This is a genomic window from Arsenophonus sp. ENCA (assembly GCF_002287155.1).
Classification (GTDB): domain Bacteria; phylum Pseudomonadota; class Gammaproteobacteria; order Enterobacterales; family Enterobacteriaceae; genus Arsenophonus; species Arsenophonus nilaparvatae.
Genome location: NZ_NHNG01000475.1, coordinates 1 through 806 on the forward strand (window position 1 = coordinate 1; position 806 = coordinate 806).

At 40.4% G+C, this 806-nt stretch carries 2 protein-coding genes; one reads left to right on the plus strand and one right to left on the minus strand.

The features are described 5' to 3' along the window. Nucleotides 1-394, minus strand: a 394-nt coding sequence (locus CBG25_RS12280; RefSeq protein ID WP_290606943.1) for a KilA-N domain-containing protein, incomplete at its 3' end; no start/stop codon positions are given. Between the two features lie 101 nt (nucleotides 395-495). Here CBG25_RS12280 and CBG25_RS12285 point away from each other — a divergent pair. Beyond that, nucleotides 496-806 (plus strand): hypothetical protein (locus CBG25_RS12285; protein WP_290606945.1); only part of this gene is annotated, 311 nt, incomplete at its 3' end.

Sequence of the window (806 nt, forward strand, 5' to 3'; positions counted from 1 at the left end):
AAGGTGCGATACGCAATTCTTGTTTGCAGAATGCCAGCATTGCTAATCCAGCCTGAACTTTATCGGTTAGTGGTTGTGTAGGTGTAGCAATAACTTCATCAAAAGTACGAATGACTTTAAGATTAAAAGCTGCACTGATCCACATGGCGTAGGCGTAAACGAGTTCTTTAGCAACATAGGTTCCTTGCTCGATACCTCCTCGAATGACCGATACCGGAATTCCGCCCTCGCTCAAAAATTGCTCAATTAACTCTTGAGTTTGTTTATTAGCAAGCCAATATGCAGGACTGTCTTTTTTAAGATCACCAGCGGCACGGTGTAAGTCGTTCAGACAATAACGCCCGAAAGCGTCTTGGCGTACAACGGTATTTTCAATAACAACTAATTTTGACATAAAAATATTTCTCCGTAATTAAACAAATAAAGGTATTAACGTGAAAGATTTTGCAGATTGCACCCTAAACCCGTTATACTTACCAAAAAGGAGGATTTCCTATGGGTCAGGTTGTATTTGATACACTACAGGCATCAGAAGAGCTTCAAACGGCTGGACTTACTAGTCAGCAAGCTAAGGCTATTTCGCTTGTCGTACGCAAATCACATGAGGTTGCTGATGTGGCGACGAAAGCTGATATTGTTGAGGTAAATCGCAATATAGCTGATGTTCGTAAAGACTTATCTGCTGAGATGAATTTACGTTTCGAAAAAACTGATGGTCAAATAGCGTTGATTCGTAAAGATGTTGAAACTATTGCTACTGGACTGCTTTTGAAACTTGGTGGTGTAATCGTTGTGACTATTAGTGC